At 60.4% G+C, this 17,991-nt stretch carries 15 protein-coding genes and 1 pseudogene; 8 read left to right on the forward strand and 8 right to left on the reverse strand.

Translation table 11 applies throughout. The features are described 5' to 3' along the window. The first annotated feature begins 164 nt into the window (after positions 1 to 164). Positions 165 to 1,544: a putrescine aminotransferase gene (gene ygjG / locus BHE81_RS15875; RefSeq protein WP_004174227.1), complete on the forward strand. Its 1,380-nt coding sequence runs from the start codon at positions 165 to 167 to the stop codon at positions 1,542 to 1,544. Between the two features lie 46 nt (positions 1,545 to 1,590). On the opposite strand, the gene lsrG is transcribed toward ygjG, so the two are convergent. The 6 genes and pseudogenes from lsrG to lsrA form a co-directional block, all read right to left on the reverse strand. Beyond that, complete coding sequence (gene lsrG, locus BHE81_RS15880) at positions 1,591 to 1,887, reverse strand: (4S)-4-hydroxy-5-phosphonooxypentane-2,3-dione isomerase (RefSeq protein ID WP_002917723.1); 297 nt, start codon at positions 1,885 to 1,887, stop codon at positions 1,591 to 1,593. Continuing rightward, positions 1,884 to 2,771 carry a 3-hydroxy-5-phosphonooxypentane-2,4-dione thiolase gene (gene lsrF / locus BHE81_RS15885; RefSeq protein WP_002917724.1) on the reverse strand — a complete coding sequence of 296 codons (888 nt, stop codon included), beginning with the start codon at positions 2,769 to 2,771 and terminating at the stop codon, positions 1,884 to 1,886. The genes lsrG and lsrF overlap by 4 nt, the downstream gene beginning before the upstream one ends. A gap of 11 nt (positions 2,772 to 2,782) precedes the next feature. Further along, on the reverse strand, positions 2,783 to 3,784 hold the full coding sequence (gene lsrB / locus BHE81_RS15890) for an autoinducer 2 ABC transporter substrate-binding protein LsrB (RefSeq protein ID WP_023342601.1): 1,002 nt from the start codon (positions 3,782 to 3,784) through the stop codon (positions 2,783 to 2,785). 1 nt (position 3,785) lies between these two features. Beyond that, positions 3,786 to 4,784 (reverse strand): autoinducer 2 ABC transporter permease LsrD, encoded by a 999-nt coding sequence (gene lsrD, locus BHE81_RS15895; protein WP_002917727.1) that lies wholly within the window; start codon positions 4,782 to 4,784, stop codon positions 3,786 to 3,788. After that, positions 4,785 to 5,819 carry an autoinducer 2 ABC transporter permease LsrC gene (lsrC, locus tag BHE81_RS15900; RefSeq protein ID WP_004174225.1) on the reverse strand — a complete coding sequence of 345 codons (1,035 nt, stop codon included), beginning with the start codon at positions 5,817 to 5,819 and terminating at the stop codon, positions 4,785 to 4,787. Then, a pseudogene (lsrA, locus tag BHE81_RS15905) lies at positions 5,816 to 7,328 on the reverse strand (autoinducer 2 ABC transporter ATP-binding protein LsrA). Before lsrA ends, lsrC begins: the two are co-directional and overlap by 4 nt. A 218-nt stretch (positions 7,329 to 7,546) precedes the next feature. Between lsrA and lsrR the strand changes: the two are divergent. From lsrR to BHE81_RS15920, 3 genes are all read left to right on the forward strand, one after another. Then, positions 7,547 to 8,518, forward strand: a complete 972-nt coding sequence (lsrR, locus tag BHE81_RS15910; protein WP_004150933.1) for a transcriptional regulator LsrR — start codon at positions 7,547 to 7,549, stop codon at positions 8,516 to 8,518. 37 nt (positions 8,519 to 8,555) lie between these two features. Next, positions 8,556 to 10,154 (forward strand): autoinducer-2 kinase, encoded by a 1,599-nt coding sequence (gene lsrK, locus BHE81_RS15915; protein WP_004149900.1) that lies wholly within the window; start codon positions 8,556 to 8,558, stop codon positions 10,152 to 10,154. A 183-nt stretch (positions 10,155 to 10,337) separates the two neighbouring features. Continuing rightward, entirely contained in the window at positions 10,338 to 12,359 is a 2,022-nt protein-coding gene (locus BHE81_RS15920) for an NADPH-dependent 2,4-dienoyl-CoA reductase (protein WP_004900808.1), read from the forward strand. A gap of 108 nt (positions 12,360 to 12,467) precedes the next feature. Here the strand turns inward: BHE81_RS15920 and rlmG are convergent, their stop codons facing one another. Both rlmG and BHE81_RS15930 read right to left on the reverse strand, forming a co-directional pair. Beyond that, positions 12,468 to 13,598, reverse strand: coding sequence for a 23S rRNA (guanine(1835)-N(2))-methyltransferase RlmG (gene rlmG / locus BHE81_RS15925; RefSeq protein WP_004181396.1), 1,131 nt, complete (start codon positions 13,596 to 13,598; stop codon positions 12,468 to 12,470). A gap of 85 nt (positions 13,599 to 13,683) precedes the next feature. Then, positions 13,684 to 14,391, reverse strand: a complete 708-nt coding sequence (locus BHE81_RS15930) for a B3/4 domain-containing protein (RefSeq protein ID WP_023342599.1) — start codon at positions 14,389 to 14,391, stop codon at positions 13,684 to 13,686. A gap of 43 nt (positions 14,392 to 14,434) precedes the next feature. Between BHE81_RS15930 and BHE81_RS15935 the strand changes: the two genes are divergently transcribed. The 4 genes from BHE81_RS15935 (at position 14,435) to BHE81_RS15950 (ending at position 17,863) form a co-directional block, all read left to right on the forward strand. Beyond that, positions 14,435 to 15,037, forward strand: coding sequence for a helix-turn-helix domain-containing protein (locus tag BHE81_RS15935; RefSeq protein ID WP_023342598.1), 603 nt, complete (start codon positions 14,435 to 14,437; stop codon positions 15,035 to 15,037). Between the two features lie 19 nt (positions 15,038 to 15,056). Beyond that, positions 15,057 to 15,557 carry a M48 family metallopeptidase gene (locus tag BHE81_RS15940; RefSeq protein WP_004144843.1) on the forward strand — a complete coding sequence of 167 codons (501 nt, stop codon included), beginning with the start codon at positions 15,057 to 15,059 and terminating at the stop codon, positions 15,555 to 15,557. 73 nt (positions 15,558 to 15,630) lie between these two features. After that, entirely contained in the window at positions 15,631 to 16,620 is a 990-nt protein-coding gene (locus tag BHE81_RS15945; protein WP_004181399.1) for a Gfo/Idh/MocA family protein, read from the forward strand. A 271-nt stretch (positions 16,621 to 16,891) separates the two neighbouring features. Further along, complete coding sequence (locus tag BHE81_RS15950) at positions 16,892 to 17,863, forward strand: TerC family protein (protein ID WP_004144845.1); 972 nt, start codon at positions 16,892 to 16,894, stop codon at positions 17,861 to 17,863. Positions 17,864 to 17,991: the final 128 nt, after the last annotated feature.

Consider the following 17,991-nt stretch of genomic DNA (forward strand, 5'->3'; position numbering starts at 1 on the left):
GCTCAGGAATAAAACGTGCCAATAGTGGCGCAATGAGATTAAATTTTACACAATTCGTCTTTTACTTTGCATTTATCCCGATTTTCACCGCTTCTGCCGAACTGGCGTAATCCCTGCAATACTTAATCCAGTATCGTGTGATACGTCCGCCCCAGGAGCACATTTTGAACAGGTTACCTTCCAGCGCATCGGCTCTGGCCTGCAGCGCACACGCACTGAATCTCATTGAAAAGCGCACGCTTGATCATGAGGAAATGAAAGCACTTAACCAGGAGGTGAGAGAATACTTTAAAGAGCATGTGAATCCGGGGTTTTTAGAGTATCGAAAATCGGTCACAGCCGGCGGGGATTACGGAGCCGTAGAGTGGCAAGCGGGAGGGTTAAATACGCTTGTCGACACCCAGGGACAGGAGTTTATCGACTGCCTTGGTGGGTTTGGCATCTTCAATGTAGGGCACCGTAATCCAGTTGTGGTATCCGCCGTCGAGAATCAACTCGCGAAACAACCGCTTCACAGTCAGGAGCTGCTGGACCCGCTACGCGCGATGCTGGCGAAAACCCTGGCAGCCTTAACGCCCGGGAAACTAAAGTACAGTTTCTTCTGCAACAGCGGTACCGAATCGGTAGAGGCGGCCATCAAGCTGGCGAAAGCCTATCAGTCGCCGCGCGGTAAATTTACCTTCATCGCCACCAGCGGCGCCTTCCACGGTAAATCGCTGGGCGCGCTGTCGGCCACCGCGAAATCGACCTTCCGCAAACCCTTTATGCCGCTGCTGCCGGGCTTCCGCCACGTGCCGTTCGGCGATATCAACGCCATGCGCACCATGCTGAGCGAGTGCAAGAAAACCGGCGACGACGTCGCGGCGGTGATCCTCGAGCCGATTCAGGGCGAAGGGGGCGTGATCCTCCCGCCAACGGGGTATTTGCCGGCGGTGCGTAAACTGTGCGACGAGTTTGGCGCGTTGCTGATCCTCGACGAAGTGCAGACCGGCATGGGCCGCACCGGCAAGATGTTCGCCTGCGAGCATGAGAACGTCCAGCCGGACATTCTGTGTCTGGCGAAAGCGCTCGGCGGCGGTGTGATGCCGATCGGCGCGACGGTGGCGACGGAAGAGGTCTTCTCGGTGCTCTTCGATAACCCGTTCCTGCACACCACCACCTTCGGCGGCAACCCGTTGGCCTGTGCGGCGGCGCTGGCGACGATCAACGTGCTGCTGACGCAAAACCTGCCGGCGCAGGCGGCGCAGAAAGGCGATATGCTGCTGGACGGTTTCCGCCTGCTGGCGCAGGAGTATCCGGACCTGGTGAATGAAGTGCGCGGGAAAGGCATGCTGATGGCTATCGAGTTTGTTGATAACGAGATTGGCTACGACTTTGCCAGCGAGATGTTCAGACAGCGGGTGCTGGTCGCCGGGACGTTAAACAACGCCAAGACGATCCGCATTGAACCGCCGCTGACGCTCACCCTTGAGCAGTGCGAACAGGTGCTGAAGGCGGCGCGCAAGGCGCTGGCGGCCCTGCGCGTTTCGGTCGAAGAAGCGTAATAAAGTGTCCTTCACCCTCTCCCTCTGAGAGGGTGAAGGATAACCCTCACACCTGCGGTAACAGGCCGATAAAGCTGCGCTTCTGCCGCGGCTGCGACATCATCTCCTCCAGCTTTTCGACGCAGGCTAAATAGTGCGGCGTCTTCTTATGCGCCAGCACCGCCTCATCGTCTTTATAGGCTTCGTAGATAAAAAAGCGGGTTTTCACCTCAGGATCCTGCAGGACATCAAAGCGCAGGTTGCCTGGCTCCTGCAGCGCGCCCTCGTGGTTGGCGCGAAACACCTCGAGAAACTCATCCACCCGCTCGGGTTTAATATTGATCTCCACTAGCGTGACGTTCATTTCAGCTCTCCCTGTTTCTCTTCCTGCCAGAACTGATACGCTTCCCGCGCGTTCAGATTCTCATGCACCACCTTTTTCACCGCCTTCAGCATCGCGCGCGGGGCGCTGGACTGGAAGATATTGCGCCCCATATCCACCCCGGAAGCCCCCTGGTCGATCGCCCGCCAGCACATCTCCAGCGCCTCATGCTCCGGCAGTTTTTTACCGCCGGCGATAACGATCGGCACCGGACAGCTGGCGGTCACTTTTTCAAAGCCTTCCTCAACGAAATAGGTCTTCACAAACTGCGCCCCCATTTCGGCGGCAATCCGGCTGGCCAGCGAGAAGTAGCGCGCATCGCGGGTCATCTCTTTGCCGACGCCGGTAACCGCCAGGACCGGCATACCGTAGCGATTGCCGGCGTCCACCAGTTTGATGATGTTATTGATCGACTGATGTTCGTATTCGCTGCCGATATAGACCTGCGCCGCCACCGCGCATACGTTGAGCCGCAGCGCGTCTTCCATCGCCACCGCCACGCATTCGTTGGAGAGTTCGCTCAAAATCGAATTGCCGCCGGAGGCGCGGAGCACCACCGGCTTATTGGTGGCCGCCGGTACCTGGCTGCGCAGTACGCCGCGGGTGCACATCAGCACGTCGGTGTCGGCAAACAGCGGCGCAATCGACAGGTCGATACGCTCAAGCCCGGTCGTTGGCCCCTGGAAGTAGCCGTGATCGAAGGCCAGCATCACCGTGCGGTTGCTGTGCGGATTAAAAATGCGCGCCAGCCGCGACTGCATGCCCCAATCCAGCGAGCCGCAGCCTTTCAGGGTATACAGCGTATTCTGCTGCGGGCGGTCGATGCCGAAGTCCTTCCCCTCTTTGATATCGTCTAAATCTGCCATCTCATCCTCCGTCAGAAGTCGTAGTTGTTGATGTTCTCTTTGCTGAACACCACGCGCTCCGGCAGCAGCACGATACCGTTGCCCTTCGCCTCATACTGGTAGCCCTGCACGCTGTTCGGTTCGACCTTCAGCGAGCCGATATCTTTCACCTCAACGCTGTCGCCTACGTTAAGATCGCCCTTTTTCAGTAATCGATCGGCGACGTTAACCGCAATTTTGCCCTGCTGAACCACATCCCACAGGCCGAACGCTTTCACCGTGCCGCGCTCAACGTACGGACGCATCACGTTCGGCGTACTAAAGCCGACAATCGCCACGCCCTGACGCTTGAGGTTCTCTGCCGCCTGCGCCGCCGCCGGCAGCGCATTGGCATCCGGCGCGATAATGACGTCGAGATCCGGATAGGCTTTTAAGATCCCCTCGGCGGTTTGTAGCGATTTGGTGGCATCGTTATAGCCAAACTGGGTGGTGACGATTTGCCACTGCGGATGTTCTTTTTCGATTTTGGCTTTGGCTTCCTTCACCCACTGGTTCTGGTCGGTCACCGTCGGGCTGGAGTAGAAAAACGCTACCTTGGCAGTAGGCTTCGTCACCTGCTTTTCCGCCATCTCGACCAGCAGGCCGCCAAGCTGCTGCGGCGTGCCCTGATTGATATAGATGCTGCGGCACTCCGGCCTGGTATCGGAATCCCAGGTCAGGACTTTCACCCCGCGCTGCATCGCCCGCTTCAGCGCCGGACACAGGCCGTCCGGCGAGACAGCGGAAACGATAATCGCGTTGTAGCCCTGGTTGACGAAGTTGTTGATAAGCTGCACCTGGCCGGAGACGCTGGGCTCGGTTGGGCCGTCATAGGTGACATCCACGCCCAGCGCTTTCCCCGCCTCTTTCGCGCCGTTGCCGCCGCTGGTAAAGAAGCCGACGCCGACCAGCTTAGGAATAAAGGCGATGCGGTCCGCCGCCTGCGCGGTAACCACGCTCATCGCCAGCGCCAGCACGATCAGTTTTAATTTCATTTTATGCTCCGATTGTTTTATGCGAGAAAAGACGCCGCCAGGTCGCGCGCACCCATTCACGGTGCAGGCTCAGCGAACGCCCCATCACCACCACAACCAACAGCGCCCCTGACAGCGCGCTCGACACCTGGTTGGGGATGCCGACCATCTGTAAACCCTGTTGCAGATACCCCACCAGCAATGCCGCCAGCGCGGTACCCAGTATCGATCCCGAGCCGCCGTAAATATTGGCCCCGCCGAGCACCGCCGCGGTCAGCGCCGGCATCAGCAGGTCGCGGCCTAAATCCGAACGTGCCGAGCCGAAATAGGAGACCATCACCAGCGCCGCGACCGCCGAGGCGACGCCAACCAGGCCATACAGCACGTACGGGATGCCGTTCACCGACAGCGCGGCATAGCGCGCGGCGCGCGGGTTTTGCCCGAGTAAAAAGAGGTGGCGGCCAAAGCGCCCGCGATGGGTCAGCAGCCAGAAGAAAAAGGTGATAATCGCGAACAGCACCAGCGGCAGCGGCAGTCCGGCGAGGGTTAAATTGGCGAAGGCGGTGAAGCTATCGGGAAAACCGCCAATCCCCTCGTAACCGGTCGCGCCGGCCATCCCGGAAAGCAGCAGCGCGCCGCCGCCGTACAGATACAGCGTACCAAGCGTGATCACCAGCGGGCTGATGCCGGTGTAGTGGATCAGCGCGGCGTTGAATAACCCGCACAGCAGTCCCAAGAGCAACGTCAGCGATACCGCGAGCCACAGCGGCCAGCCCGCCTGGGTCATCACCCCGAGGGCGATGGCGCACAGGCCGATGGTCGAGCCCAGCGAAATATCGATCCCGCCGCTGATGATCACCAGCGTCAGCGGCAGCGCGACGATGCCGATGCAGATAAAGTCGCTGGTGCTAAAGAGCAGCATATTGAGATCCAGCATGCGCGGATTCAGCGCGCCGAACAGCAGGATCTCCACGATCAGCAACGCCAGCAGCGCGCTTTCCCAGTTAAGCTTCAGCTTCATTTAAGCCACCTCTTTGCTTTTGCGTTCGGGAAAGCGGGCAACCTGTTTCCCCCCTTTGTTACCGGGCTGGAAACGGCTGTACTTTAGCGCCCGCTGATGGCGGGCCAGCGCCTGGCGCAGGCGGCCATCGAGCACCAGCACGCCGAGCAGCACCAGACCGGCGATAAAGTCATTCCACCAGGCGGGAAGGCGGAACAGCACCAGTACGGTGTCGATTTGGGTAAGGAAAAAGGCGCCGAGAAACGCGCCGAGCAGCGTACCGGTGCCGCCAAGCAGCGAGATCCCGCCCAGTACGCAGGCGGCGATGGCTTTCATCTCCAGGCCGCTGCCGGTCTGATTAGGCACAAAACCAATCTGCGCGGCGAAGACGATCCCGGCGCAGGCCGCCAGCATACCGTTGAGGGTAAAGGCCAGCATCCGCGTGCGGTTGACCGCCACGCCCAACTGGCGCGCGGCGGCGAGGTTATCGCCAACGGCGTAAAAATCACGACCAAAGGCGGTGCGCGACAGCAGCCAGCCGCCCGCCAGCAGCAGCGCCAGCACCAGCCAGCCCAGCGGCGACACGCCGATAAACGCAGGCTCCGAGAGCGATTTCAGGCTGTCGGGCAAGCCTTCGATCCATTTCCCGCCGGTCCACAGCAACATCACCCCGCGATACAACCCCAGCGTGCCGAGCGTCGCGACGATCGCCGGAATGCGCAGCCCCACCACCAGCAGGCCGTTAAACGCCCCGGCCAGCGCGCCAATCGCCAGCGCGAAGGCGATGGCCGTCGCCAACCCGTAGCCGTTGTTCAGCGCCACGCCGACGGCGATGGCGCATAGCCCAACGGTGGAGCCTACCGACACGTCAATATTGCGGGTCAGCATCACCAGGGTCGCGCCCAATGCCAGCAGGCAGAGGATTTGCGAGCTGGCGAAAATCATCGCCAGGGTCTGCAGGCTGAAATAGGCCGGATTGAGCGCCACCAGCACAACAAAGAGCGCCACGATGGCAAAGAAGGCGCTCAGTTCGCGATTCTTGAGTAACGTTTTCATGCCTGCCCTCCAAAGGCCAGGGTCATCATGCGATCGACGGTGACCGCCTGCCGCGCCAGCTCGCCGCTGTAGCGGCCCTGATGCATCACCAGCACCCGGTCGGCCAGGTCGATGAACTCATCCAGATCGGAGGAGATCATCAGCACTGCCACATTTTGCGCGGCGACGCTTTTCAGCAGCTGATAGATATCGGCGCGGGCGGAGACATCCACGCCGCGCGTCGGCTCATCGACAATTAGCAGCAGCGGGTTGGCCTCCAGACAGCGCGCCAGCAGCACCTTCTGCTGGTTGCCGCCAGAGAGAGTGCGCACCGGCTGATCGCCATCGGCCAGCTTGATCCCCAGCGCCCGGTGATAGCGCTCAACCACCGCCGCCTCCCGTTTCCCCTGCTGCCACCACGATGGCTGATTGAACATCACCGTGTTCCAGCGCACCGGCGCATCGAGAAACAGCCCCGAGACCTGGCGGTCTTCCGGCAGATAGACCAGCCCACTGGCCAGCCGGGCGCGGGTGCTGTCATTGCTAATCTCGCGATTCTCCAGCCAGATCCGCCCGGCGCGCGGTGGACGCAGGCCGTATAAGGTTTCGGCAAATTCGGTGCGCCCGGATCCCACCAGCCCGGCGAGGCCGACGATCTCCCCGGCGCGGATCTCCAGATTGAGATCGATAAAGCCTTCTCCGGTAAGATCCTCCACCCGCAGCACGGGAAAATCCTGCGCCTGGGTACGGCGGTTGCCCGGCAGGCAATATCCGGCGGTTGCCCGGCAGCGCCAGCCACAGCTTTTGCGTGTCGCTCAGCGTATGGTCGCGGCTGGCCGGCGTCATAGCGCTAATCAGTTGCTCATCGCGGTAAGTTGCAGTCTCGCCGCTCAGCACTACCGCCCCGTCGCGCATCACCGAAATATGGCTGGCAAGCTGGCGGATTTCGGGCAGTTTGTGCGAGATAAACACGATCCCCACGTCCAGCGCCTGTAACGCGCGGATCTGGCTAAACAACCTCTCCGTTTCCCCCGGGGTTAAAGAGGCGGTGGGTTCATCAAGGATCAGGATCCGCGCTTCGCGCATCAGGCCGCGCAGGATCTCGACCATCTGTTGATCGGCTACCTCGAGCGTGCTGGCGCTGGCATCGAGGTTGATCTGGCAGTTCAACTGTTGCAGTTTTTCCTGCAGTCGCGCGGCGGTATCCGCCCGCTTCGGCAAACGAAAGAGAATGTTCTCGCGCACGCTGAGGTTGGGAAACAGCATCGGCTCCTGCGGCACCAGATAGATGCCCAGCTGGTGGGCCAGCGCCGGGCTGAGGCGCGCAAACGCGCGGTCGCCGATCGTCAGTTCACCGCTATCCGGGGTTTCGACGCCGGCGATGATCTTCATCAGCGTCGATTTACCCGCGCCATTGCCTCCCATCAGGGCATGCACCTGGCCCGCGCATAGCGTAAAGTCGATGCCCTTCAGCACGGCAACGCCGGAGAACTGTTTGCGGATCTGGCGAGCTTCCAGCAGTGGCTTCATCGTCGCGCCTCGTTTGAACAAATGATTTTTAAATTTAATAATGTTCAAAAGCGTAGACGGTGAACTATATTTACAACCGTGCGAAGATCACAGTTTGGCGCTTTAGATCCTCAGGAAAAAATGGGCCAGCGATGAAAGATCCGTTTTGCCAGTCGGCTCACACTTTCCGGCCGCGCAATAGCGAACATATGATCTAAATTTTTATAAGAGTTCAATTTATGAGCGAAAAACGCATTACGGAAGAGAACCGCTACGCCGGGCTGGCGTTAGCCGAGGAAGAGCTGGTGGCGCGGGTGGCGTGGTGCTACTACCACGACGGCCTGACGCAAAATGACATCGGCGAGCGTTTGGGGCTGCCGCGGCTGAAGATTTCCCGCCTGCTGGAGAAAGGCCGTCAGTCCGGGGTGATCCGCGTGCAGATCAACTCGCGCTATGAGGGCTGTCTGGCGCTGGAAAGTGAACTCCAGCAGCGCTTTGGACTCAAGATTGCCCGCGTGCTGCCGGCGCTCAACACCCCGCCGATGAATACCCGGCTGGGGATCGGCGCGGCGCAATCGCTGATGGGTATTCTGCAACCGGGGCAATTATTGGCAGTCGGTTTCGGCGAAGCCACCATGAGCTGCCTGCAGCATCTCAGCGGATTTATTGGCTCGCAGCAGGTGCGGCTGGTGACCCTCTCCGGCGGCGTCGGCCCGTATATGACCGGTATTGGCCAGCTGGATGCCGCCTGCAGCGTCAGCATTATCCCGGCGCCGCTGCGGGTCTCTTCGGCGGAGGTCGCCGAGATCCTGCGCCGCGAGTCGAGCGTGCGCGACGTGATCCTCGCGGCGACGGCGGCGGACGCGGCGGTAGTCGGCATTGGCGCTATCGATCAGCGGCGCGACGCGACCATTCTGCGCTCCGGCTATATCAGCGAGGGCGAACAGCTGATGTACGCCCGCAAAGGCGCGGTCGGCGACATTTTAGGTTATTTCCTGCAGGCCGACGGCAGGCCGGTAGAAGGACTGGAGATCCATCGGGAACTGCTCGGCGTGACCCTTGATGAGCTGGCGCAGCTGCCGACCATCGTTGGCGTCGCCGGGGGAGAAGAAAAAGCGCAGGCGATTTATGCCGCTCTGATTGGCAAGCGCATTAATGGCCTGGTAACGGAAGAGACAACAGCACGCGCGGTACTCGCGCTGGCCTCCTGACGGCCAGGCGCCGCGCGACCACAGCGAGGCGCATGTCATGAGTTACCTGTTAGCGTTAGATGCCGGGACCGGCAGCATTCGGGCGGTCATTTTCGATCTTAATGGCCGTCAGCTGGCGGTAGGCCAGGCCGAATGGAAACACCTGAGCGTTGATAACGTCCCCGGCTCGATGGAGTTCGACCTTACCACCAACTGGCAGCTGGCCTGCCAGTGCATTCGCCAGGCGCTCGACGCCGCTCGGCTCTCTGCCGCCGATATTCAGTCCGTCGCCTGCTGTTCGATGCGCGAAGGCATCGTTCTCTATGACCGCAACGGCGAGGCCATCTGGGCCTGCGCCAACGTCGATGCCCGCGCCAGCCGCGAAGTGGCGGAGCTTAAGGAGATCCACGACTATCGCTTCGAATCCGAGGTATACGAGGTCTCGGGACAAACCCTGGCGCTCAGCGCCATGCCGCGCCTGCTGTGGCTGGCGCACCACCGCCCCGATATCTACCGCAAAGCGGCAACCATCACCATGATCAGCGACTGGCTGGCGGCGAAGCTTTCCGGCGAGCTGGCGGTCGACCCGTCAAACGCCGGCACCACCGGCATGCTCGATCTGTTCAGCCGCGACTGGCGTCCGGCGCTGCTGGATATGGCCGGGCTGCGCGCCGATATGCTGTCGCCGGTCAAAGAGACCGGTACCCTGCTGGGCGCCGTCACCGAAGCGGCGGCGCAGCAGAGCGGCCTGCGCGCCGGGACGCCGGTGGTGATGGGCGGCGGCGACGTCCAGCTCGGCTGCCTGGGCCTTGGGGTGGTGCGCGCCGGGCAAACCGCGGTACTCGGCGGCACTTTCTGGCAGCAGGTGGTCAACCTGCCGCAGGTGCGCACCGATCCGCAGATGAATATTCGCGTTAATCCTCACGTGATTCCCGGCATGGCGCAGGCGGAATCGATCAGCTTCTTTACCGGCCTGACCATGCGCTGGTTTCGCGACGCCTTCTGCGCTGAAGAAAAACTGATTGCCGAGCGGCTCGGCGTCGATGCCTATTCGCTGCTGGAGGAGATGGCCAGCCGCGTCCCCGCCGGTTCCCACGGCGTGATGCCTATTTTTTCCGACGCAATGCACTTTAAGCAGTGGTACCACGCCGCGCCGTCGTTTATTAACCTCTCCATCGATCCGGAAAAGTGCAATAAAGCGACCCTGTTCCGCGCGCTGGAAGAGAACGCGGCGATTGTCTCCGCCTGCAACCTCGCGCAGATCTCGCAGTTCTCCGGGGTGACATTCGACAGCCTGGTGTTTGCCGGCGGCGGCTCTAAAGGCGCGCTGTGGAGCCAAATCCTCAGCGACGTCACCGGCCTGCCGGTGCGGGTGCCGGTGGTCCGCGAAGCCACCGCGCTGGGCTGCGCCATCGCCGCCGGAACCGGCGCCGGGCTGTATGACGATATGGCCAGCACCGGAGAGCGGTTAGTGAGCTGGCACCGCGAGTTCACCCCAAATCCGCAGCATCGCGAGCTGTATCAGGAGATGATGAGCAAATGGCAGACGGTGTACGCCGATCAGCTTGGCCTTGTCGATAGCGGACTGACAACGTCGATGTGGCAGGCGCCGGGTCTGGAACGCCGCCAGCGCGTTGCGTCTTCCCCCTCACCCTAACTACCGGTGCCGCTCCGCCTTTCCCCCCTCTCCCTTTGGGAGAGGGCCGGGGTGTGGGGCAACGCTTCGCCGTTCTTTGAATCCCATCACAATCACCGCACTCCCCTTTTCCCTTTTTCTCCACGATGGCTAAATTAGTAACTCATCCGACCACATAACAATAATTTTACATTGGAAGCCACTATGAGCCGCTATCCGTCGCTTTTCGCCCCGCTTGAGCTGGGCTTCACAACGCTCAAAAACCGCGTGTTGATGGGCTCGATGCACACCGGGCTGGAAGAGCTGCCGGACGGCGCGCAACGGCTGGCGGCCTTTTACGCCGAACGCGCCCGTCACGGCGTGGCGCTGATCGTCACCGGCGGCATCGCTCCGGCGCCCTCTGGCGTCACCATGGCCGGCGGCGCGGTACTCAACGACGCCAGCCATCTGGCGCATCATCGCCATATTACCGACGCGGTACATCAGGAAGGCGGCAAAATCGCTCTGCAGATCCTGCACACCGGCCGTTACAGCTACCAGCCCGCGCTGGTGGCCCCCTCGGCGCTACAGGCGCCGATCAACCGTTTTACCCCCCATGAACTGAGCCACGATGAGATCCTGACGCTGATCGATGATTTTGCCCACTGCGCCCAACTGGCGCGTGAAGCGGGATATGACGGCGTCGAGGTGATGGGCTCTGAGGGCTATCTGATTAACGAATTTCTCGCCGCGCGCACCAACCAGCGCGACGACCAATGGGGCGGTGATTATGCCAGGCGCATGCGTTTCGCCGTAGAGGTGGTTAAGGCGGTACGCCAGCGCGCCGGCCACGATTTCATTATCATTTACCGTCTGTCGATGCTCGATCTGGTCAACGACGGCAGCACGCTGGCGGAAGTCACCGAACTGGCCAAAGCGATTGAAGCGGCGGGAGCGACCATCATCAACACCGGGATTGGCTGGCACGAAGCGCGCATTCCGACCATCGCCACGCCGGTACCGCGCGGAGCTTTCAGCTGGGTCACTCGCAAGCTGAAGGGCGCGGTGTCGATCCCGTTGATCACCACCAACCGCATTAACGATCCGCAGGTCGCGGAGGATATTCTCGCCCGCGGCGATGCCGATATGGTATCGATGGCCCGCCCGTTCCTTGCCGACGCCGAATTTATATCAAAAGCGCAGGACGATCGCGCCGATCAGATCAACACCTGCATCGGCTGCAATCAGGCGTGTCTCGATCGGATCTTCGTCGGCAAAGTCACCTCCTGTCTGGTCAACCCGCGCGCGTGTCATGAAACCCTGATGCCGGTCCTGCCGGCCAACGCGCCTAAACGGCTGGCGGTGGTCGGCGCCGGGCCTGCCGGTCTGGCCTTCGCCGTAAACGCTGCCGCCCGCGGTCATCACGTCACGTTGTTTGATGCGCTCCCGGAGATCGGCGGTCAGTTTAATATCGCCAAACAGATCCCCGGCAAAGAGGAGTTTCACGAGACGCTGCGTTACTACCGCACCATGCTCGATCTTCATGGTGTCGATCTACGCCTGAACACCCGCGTCACGACAGACGATCTGCTGGCGTTCGATGAGACGATCCTCGCCACCGGTATCGCCCCGCGCCTGCCGGCGATCGACGGGATCGATCATCCAAAAGTGCTGAGCTATCTTGATGTCTTGCGCGATAAAGCACCGGTTGGCGCGAAGGTGGCGATTATCGGCTGCGGCGGTATCGGCTTCGACACCGCGATGTTTTTAAGCCAGTCGGGCGTGGCCACCAGCCAGGATATCGGCGAGTTCTGCCGCGAATGGGGTATCGATACCAGCCTGCAAACGGCGGGAGGGCTGAGTGCTGAAGGCCCGCAACTGAGTAAAAGCCCGCGACAGATTGTGATGCTGCAGCGCAAAGCCAGCAAACCGGGCGAAGGGCTCGGCAAAACCACCGGCTGGATCCACCGCGCGACGCTGCTGGCGCGCGGGGTGAAAATGATCCCGGCGGTCAGCTATGAAAAGATCGATGATGAAGGGTTACATGTCACTATCGGCGGCGAGCGCCAACTGCTGGCGGTCGATCAGGTGGTGATCTGCGCCGGTCAGGAGCCGCGCCGCGAGCTGGCGGATCCGCTGCGCGCGGCGGGGAAAACGGTGCATCTCATCGGCGGTTGCGACGTGGCGGCGGAGCTGGATGCGCGTCGGGCGATTGCCCAGGGCACTAAACTGGCGCTGGCGATTTAGCCCTGTCCCGGGGGCGGCGCGATGCGCCTTCCCCGGGCTACCACGATAATCCCGCACGCTAGCCCGGCTAAGGCGACAGCCGCGAGCCGGGGGAAACCGCGACAAGAATCAGCGCTGCTTACGCACCTTGGTTGCTTTCAAAATGACAAACTTATTGTTCGTCGCAATCGTCGTGCAATTACCAAACGCGCGCTTCAGCTTACGGAAGTAATCGAGGTGGCGGTTGCCGACGACGTACAGCTCGCCGCCGTATTTCAGGCTGCGGCGGGCATCGTTAAACATCTGCCAGGCGATATGGTCGGTAATGGCGTGCTGCTGATGGAACGGCGGATTACACAGAATCGCCGTAAAGCGGTCGGGCTCAATGCCGGAGAGCGAGTTGTTGACCATGAATTCACAGCGTGCGATATCGTCCGGCAGATTGCGCTCGACGTTCAACCGGCTTGAAGCCACCGCCATGTGCGACTCATCGGTGAACATCACGCTGGCGTTTGGATTTTGCGCCAGCGCCTGCAGGCCAATCACCCCATTGCCGCAGCCGAGATCGGCGATCTCGCCTTCCAGATCAGACGGTAAATGCTGCAGGAAGAAACGCGCGCCGATATCCAGCCCGCTGCGGGCAAAAACGTTGGCGTGGTTATGGATGGTCCACGGCGTGCCGTCCAGCTTCCAGCTGTAGGTTTGCGGCGCATCGGCAAGCTCAGGAGCGGTGAAAACGCAGTGGATCAGACGCGCTTTTTTCCAGGCCAGCGAGGTGGTGGTGGTGCCGAGGATTTTTTCAAACAGCGCCAGCGTCGAGTTGTGCACATCACGGGCTTTCGCCGCGGCGATGATGCGGGTTTCCGGCGTAACTACTTCGCGCAGGGCGCGCAGCTGCTGTTCCAGCAGCGCCAGCTGTTTTGGCACCTTAATCAGCACCAGCGCCGGCGCGGCCGGTAGCGGGCTCAGGCTATCCTGAAAGCGCACGCTCTCTTCATCGATACCGTTCATCCGCAGGTTGTGGCGGGTCGCCAGCTCGGAAATAAAGGAGTCGTTGATGCTGACCGGGTTGCGATCCGCCAGCGCGCAGGCGAGCGCGCCGAAGCCGTCGTTGAAGATGAGCGTCAGGCCGTCGACGTCATTCACCTGTTGCAGCAGATATTCATCCGCCGCTTCCCATGCCTGAAGCGCTTCTTCTTCAGCGTTAGGTGGGAACCGCTCTAATGTGAATAACTCACCGTTTAACTCTGCCTGGCTCATCGCCTCTCCGCCTCCGGAATAGTAAAACCCGCGAGTTTATACGCAAATCCTGTCCAGTTGAAGAGAGATCGCTGATCATCGCCGCTCAGCGTAGATCGCCCTCGTCATCGGCTCGCAGCAGCGTTATCGACGCGCGGGCGCCGGGCATCAGCTGCTGCAGATAACCTACCAGCCGCTCTCCCGCCTCATGCAGGGCCGACAACGGCATCGCCGGCAGGCTTTCGAGAATAAACCACATCGTCTGCGCGCCGCTGTCCAGCCGGGTGCGCACGCCCTGTCGCCAGTTCCAGCGTCGGCAGGTTACGCCTATATCATCCCGCCAGATGACTTCGCCCGGCTCCGGATATTCCACTACCGGCTCTGCCGATTTTAGCGTATCGAATGGCTCATCGCCGCGGGCAATGGCCAGCCGCGGTTCGCCACGGTAGGCGGCCAGATTTTCCCCACCGACCGGGACGGCATAGCGAATGCTGATCGCGTTGTAGATATCCACCACCGGATCGATGGCCGGCAGGCTCCCCTCTTTCAGCACCCGCTTGCGCAGCGCCTGCGCCGAACAGGGGGTACGTTTCGCCTTCGCGCCGAAGGCGCTGAACGCTTCATCCCATGCCGCCAGGTGCGCTTGCGCCCAGGGCACATCATCCTGCAGCACCGCCAGGCAGGCCTCGGCCAGCGCCTGCTCCGCGACGGCGGGATCGGCCACCGGCGCGCTCTCCACCACAATACTTAATGCCCGAAAGCCCGGCGCCAGGCGGCTGACCGCAGATTCGATTGACGGCGTTACGCTACGCATTCGATAATCCTGTAATGACCAATTTGTTTCATCATAGTGACCAATGAACGTAAAAGTCAATATAACGACCGATTCAGGAGCTGATGTCGACCAGGTAAGTCGCGCCGTCGCCACGCGGCTGAAGGCCTACCGTAAAGCGAAAAAAATGTCGCTGGACGAGCTGTCGCGCCGGGCCAGCATCAGCAAAGGTATGCTGGTCGAGATGGAAAAAGAGGCCGCCAATCCCAGCATTGCGATCCTCTGCAAACTCGCCGCCGCGCTGGGCGTATCGGTAGCGGATATTGTCAATGTGGCAAGCGAACCCGCGTTGCATATTATTCCCGCCGAGCAGATCCCCACCCTCTGGCAAGGCCCGCTGGGGGGCAGCGCCAGGCTCCTCGCCGGCACCGCCGGGCCGAATATGATTGAGCTGTGGCGCTGGGAGATGCAGCCCGGCGAAGCCTTTGCCTCGCCCGGCCACCCGGCAACAACCTTCGAGCTGCTGCACGTGGAAGCCGGCGCGCTGACGCTGACGCTTGGCGAGACCTGCCGCACGGTGGCGGCCGGGGAATCGGCGGTGGCCCGCACCGAAATAGAGCACGGTTACCGCAATGAGGGTACCGCGCCGCTGGTCTTTACCATGACCGTGGCTGAACTGCCCTCCTGACAGACATAACGATAAGACGATGACAAAACTCATTTATTTACAGGGCTATCCTGAATCGCTGCTGGCGCAGGTGACCACGTTAATCGAGCAAGGCCGCCTCGGCGAGGTGCTGCAAAAGCGCTATCCGCAAGGGCACGACGTTAACAGCGATAAAGCGCTGTATCAGTACACCCAGGACTTGAAAAACCGCTTTCTGCGCGGCGCGGCGCCGATCAACAAAGTGATGTATGACAGTAAGATCCACGTGCTGAACAATGCGCTCGGCCTGCATACCGCCATTTCCCGCGTGCAGGGCGGTAAGCTGAAAGCTAAAGCGGAAATTCGCGTGGCGACGGTATTTCGCGACGCGCCGGAAGCCTTTCTGCGGATGATCGTGGTTCATGAACTGGCGCATCTGAAAGAGAAGGATCACAACAAGGCTTTCTATCAGCTGTGCTGCCATATGGAGCCGCAGTACCACCAGCTGGAGTTCGACACCCGCCTGTGGCTGACGCACCTTTCGTTAAATCGTTCTGCGTAGTGACGCACTGGTTTTGTCATGACGGCATGATAGAGTGGCGGCAGGTTCCCTTTAACGGAGTTCGTCAACGTTTATGATACGTTTCGCAGTTGTTGGCACAAACTGGATCACCAAGCAGTTTGTCGATGCCGCCCATGAAACCGGCAAATATAAACTTACCGCAATCTACTCCCGCAGCCTCGAACAGGCGCAAGCCTTCGCCAAAGACTATCCGGTCGAGCATCTGTTTACCTCGCTCGATGAACTGGCACAGAGCCCTGACGTTGACGCGGTCTATATTGCCAGCCCGAACTCGCTGCACTTTCCGCAGACCCGGCTGTTCCTGAGCCATAAGAAGCACGTCATTTGCGAAAAGCCGCTGGCGTCGAACCTGCAGGAAGTCGAGGCGGCGATAGCGCTGGCGAAAGAAAATAACGTGGTGCTGTTTGAAGCCTTTAAAACCGCCAGTCTGCCTAACTTTCTCCTACTGAAAGAAACGCTCGCTAAAGTGGGCAAACTACGCAAAGCCTTTATCAACTACTGTCAGTACTCCTCGCGCTATCAGCGCTACCTTGACGGCGAAAACCCCAACACCTTTAACCCGGCGTTCTCTAACGGTTCGATTATGGATATCGGCTTCTATTGCCTGGCGTCCGCTGTGGCGCTGTGGGGCGAGCCGCAGGCCGTTCTTGCCACCGCCAGCCTGCTGGACAGCGGCGTAGACGCCCAGGGCACCGTGGTGCTGAGCTATGGCGACTTCGACGTGACGCTGCATCACTCCAAAGTTAGCGATTCCGCGATCCCCAGTGAAATTCAGGGCGAAGACGGCGCGTTAGTGATCGAAAAAATCTCCGAATGTCAGAAGCTGGCGTTTGTGCCGCGCGGCGGTAAAGCCCAGGACCTGACGCAGCCCCAGCACATTAATACCATGCTGTATGAGGCAGAGACCTTTGCGCGGCTGGTGGAGACACAGGATGTGGATCACCCGGGCCTGGCGGTGAGCCGGATCACCGCCAAACTGTCCAGCGAAATTCGTCGCCAGACCGGGGTGATCTTCCCGGCCGATACGCAGCCGCTGGCGTAAAAGAGTGTAAAGGCCCGACCGGCCGCCATTGACGAAAACCGCCCTGTGACATATTTTGTTACGTGCAAAGGGGAGTAACTTCCTTGCCGGTTGATCGTCATTACGATGCGTGCAATACCGCATCCGGTCGCCGGGCAATAACCAAAGCCCATCGCGATGTACTTTGGTTGTTGTAAGTGAGACCTTGCCGGAAGGCGAGGTCTATGCATAAAAGCGCAGCGGCTGCCGTCTTCCGACGTCAGCCGTTTTGTTTTTATGTAAGGAATATCAAATGAATACTGTCGGCACGCCGTTGCTATGGGGTGGATTCGCTGTCGTTGTCGCGATCATGTTGGCAATCGACCTGCTGCTTCAGGGACGACGCGGTTCGCATAGCATGACCATGAAGCAGGCCGCTGGCTGGTCAATCCTCTGGGTCACGCTTTCTCTGCTGTTCAACGCCGCCTTCTGGTGGTATCTGGTGCAAACCCAGGGCCGGGCCGTCGCCGATCCGCAGGCCTTAGCCTTCCTCACCGGTTATCTGATTGAAAAAGCGCTGGCGGTCGATAACGTCTTCGTCTGGTTGATGCTGTTCAGCTATTTCGCCGTACCGCCTGCTCTGCAGCGCCGGGTGTTGGTGTATGGCGTACTGGGCGCGATCGTTCTGCGTACCATTATGATCTTCGCCGGCAGCTGGCTGATTTCGCAGTTCGACTGGCTGCTGTACGTCTTTGGCGCCTTCCTGCTGTTTACCGGCGTGAAGATGGCGCTGGCGAAAGAGGACGACTCCGGCATCGGCGATAAACCGCTGGTGCGCTGGATCCGCAGCCATCTGCGGATGACCGATAAAATCGAGAGCGAGCGCTTCTTCACCCGTAAAAACGGGGTGCTGTTCGCCACCCCGCTGCTGCTGGTGCTGATTCTGGTGGAACTGAGCGACGTGATTTTCGCCGTCGACAGTATCCCGGCAATCTTCGCGGTCACCACCGATCCGTTTATCGTGCTGACCTCGAACCTGTTCGCCATCCTCGGCCTTCGCGCCATGTACTTCCTGCTGGCGGGGGTCGCTGAGCGCTTCTCGATGCTCAAATACGGTCTGTCGGTGATCCTGGTGTTTATTGGCGTGAAGATGCTGATCGTCGACTTCTACCATATCCCGGTTGCCATCTCGCTGGGCGTGGTGGGCGGCATCCTGGCCGTCACGCTGCTGATTAACGCCTGGGTCAACAGGCAGCACGACAAGCAGCGCAAACTGCCAGAGTAATCTGCTACCGCGCCGTCGGCCCTCGCTGGCGGCGCGGTAATCAGCTATAGCAGACGTTCTCGTAACGAGAATACCTGCTCATGTCACAATTATGTTGCTACGCAGTTAAAAAATAAGATCCATATTAA

Source organism: Klebsiella sp. AqSCr, assembly GCF_008452795.1.
Classification (GTDB): Bacteria; Pseudomonadota; Gammaproteobacteria; order Enterobacterales; family Enterobacteriaceae; genus Klebsiella; species Klebsiella pneumoniae.